General features: G+C 70.7%; 2 protein-coding genes. One reads left to right on the forward strand and one right to left on the reverse strand.

The features are described 5' to 3' along the window. Nucleotides 1–56: 56 nt before the first annotated feature. Nucleotides 57–827: a lysophospholipid acyltransferase family protein gene (locus B2P18_RS09440; protein WP_286958404.1), complete on the reverse strand. Its 771-nt coding sequence runs from the start codon at nt 825–827 to the stop codon at nt 57–59. A gap of 99 nt (nt 828–926) precedes the next feature. Between B2P18_RS09440 and valS the strand changes: the two genes are divergently transcribed. Next, nucleotides 927–2,620, forward strand: a 1,694-nt coding sequence (valS, locus tag B2P18_RS09445; protein ID WP_286958410.1) for a valine--tRNA ligase, incomplete at its 3' end; no start/stop codon positions are given.

Here is a 2,620-nt window from a genome sequence, read left to right on the forward strand (position 1 = left end):
AAGACAGGTTGACAACTTCCGTCGTTCGCCAGGCTGATGATCCCGCCCCCGGTAGGTCAGCCCTGGACGCCCTTGGCGCGCAGCCGCGCCTCGAGCACGGCCGCCTCCTCGGGCGTCGGCGCCGTCCCGCCGAGGCGGACCGGCACCAGGTGCTGCTCGGCCTCCGGCACGGGCGGGTAGGCGTCCTGCAGGGCGTAGAGCATCCGCGTGATCGTCTCGCGCACGTGCGCCGTCACCTCGACGACGTCGTCCTCGGGACGGACCCGGATCGGCTCGCCCACCGTGATGCCGATGGGCACGTTGCTGCGGCCGAGCCGCTTGGGGTGGCCCTTGGTCCAGACGCGCTGCGAGCCCCAGATCGCGACGGGCAGCACCGGTGCGCCCGTGGCCTGGGCCATGCGCACCCCTCCGGTCTTGAACGCCTTGGGCTCGAAGGACATCGAGATCGTCGCCTCGGGGAAGACGCCGACGATCTCGCCGGAGCGCAGGGCCTCCAGGGCGGTCTCGTAGGACGCGGCCCCGGCCGAGCGGTCGACCGAGATGTGCCGCATGCCGCGCAGCAGCGGACCGCTCACCGGGTGGCGGAACACGCTCTTCTTGGCCATGAACCGGACGAGGCGACGCGACGGGAGAGCCGCCAGTCCGGCATACGTGAAGTCGAAGTAGCCGGTGTGGTTGATCATCATCACCGCGGGACCCTGGCCGGGGACGTTGTCGCCGCCGGTGATCCGGAAGCGCAGTCCCTGCAGCGCGAAGACTCCCTTGAACGCCCCGATCACGGGGGTGTAGACCGGGTCCCGCCGCAGCATCTGCCAGAAGCTCGCCATGGCACGGACCCTACCGGTCGGTCACCCCTGCCCGAGGACGAGGGCCCCGGCCGCGAGCGGATTGGCCGTCATTGCTCGCGCTCTGGGATGATCGCGCGTATGACGACCGACACGCCCCGCACCCACGTCCCGGACAAGCCGTCGCTCGACGGCCTGGAGGACAAGTGGACGCAGGTATGGCGTGACCAGGGGACCTACCGCTTCGACAAGGCCCGGGCGATGGAGCTGCCGCGCGAGCAGATCTGGGCGATCGACACGCCCCCGCCCACCGCGTCGGGCTCGCTGCACATCGGCCACGTGTTCGGCTACACGCAGGCCGACTGCATCGCCCGCTACAAGCGGATGGCGGGCTACGAGGTGTTCTACCCGATCGGGTGGGACGACAACGGCCTGCCGACCGAGCGCCGCGTGCAGAACTACTACGGGGTCCGCGGCGACGCGACCCTGCACCACGACCCGGAGTTCCGCCCGCCGCACGAGGGTGCCGACGGCAAGTCGGTCAAGGCCGCCGACCAGGTCCCGGTCAGCCGGGCCAACTTCATCGAGCTGTGCGACATCCTCACGGTCAAGGACGAGGTGACCTTCGAGGACACCTTCCGCTATCTCGGCCTGTCCCTCGACTGGGACGTGCAGTACCGCACCATCGACGACCACTCCCGCGCCACCGCCCAGCAGGCCTTCCTGCGCAACCTCGCGCGCGGCGAGGCCTACCAGGCCGAGGCGCCGGGGCTGTGGGACGTGACCTTCCAGTCCGCCGTGGCCCAGGCCGAGCTCGAGGCGCGCGACTACCCGGGTGCCTACCACCGGGTGTCCTTCCACGACCCCGGCGGCGACAAGGTCTACATCGAGACCACCCGGCCCGAGCTGCTGCCGGCCTGCGTCGCGCTGATCGCGCACCCGGACGACGAGCGCTACCAGGGGCTGTTCGGGACCTCGGTGCGATCCCCGCTCTTCGACGTCGAGGTGCCCATCCTGGCGCACCCGGCCGCCGAGATGGACAAGGGCGTCGGCATCGCCATGTGCTGCACCTTCGGCGACCTGACGGACGTGCAGTGGTGGCGCGAGCTGCAGCTGCCGACGCGGTCGGTCATCACCCGCAACGGCCGCATCCAGGCGGAGACCCCGGACTGGATCACGTCCGAGACCGGTCGCGAGATCTACTCCGAGATGGCCACCAAGACCACGCACTCCGCCCGCGAGGCCGTGGTCAACGCGCTGCGAGGCTCGGGCGACCTGGACGGCGAGCCCACCAAGACCCAGCGCAAGGCCAACTTCTTCGAGAAGGGCGACAAGCCCCTCGAGATCGTGACCTCCCGCCAGTGGTACATCCGCAACGGTGGTCGTGACGAGGACCTGCGCGAGGCGATGCGGGCGCGCGGGCGCGAGCTCGACTTCCACCCGTCCTACATGCGGTCCCGCTACGACAACTGGGTCGGCGGCCTCAACGGCGACTGGCTGATCTCGCGGCAGCGCTTCTTCGGCGTGCCGATCCCCGTGTGGTACCGCGTGGACGAGCAGGGCGAGGTCCGCTGGGAGGAGCGGATCGTCCCGACCGAGGAGCAGCTGCCGGTCGACCCGGCCTCGCAGCCGGCCCCGGGGTATGACGAGTCCCAGCGTGGCCAGGCCGGCGGCTTCGTCGGCGACGCGGACGTCATGGACACGTGGGCGACCTCCTCGCTGACCCCGCAGATCGCGGCGGGCTGGCGCGCGGGCGGGCAGGGCTCGGACCCCGAGCTGTTCGCCAAGATCTTCCCCTTCGACCAGCGTCCCCAGGGCCACGACATCATCCGCAC

The organism is Arsenicicoccus sp. UBA2120 (assembly GCF_002330965.1).
GTDB lineage: Bacteria > Actinomycetota > Actinomycetes > Actinomycetales > Dermatophilaceae > Arsenicicoccus > Arsenicicoccus bolidensis.

Coding starts and splice junctions, on each gene's coding strand:
- B2P18_RS09440 (WP_286958404.1), bottom strand. CDS start 827: ATGGCGAGCTTCTGGCAGATGCTGCGGCGGGACCCGGTCTACACCCCC.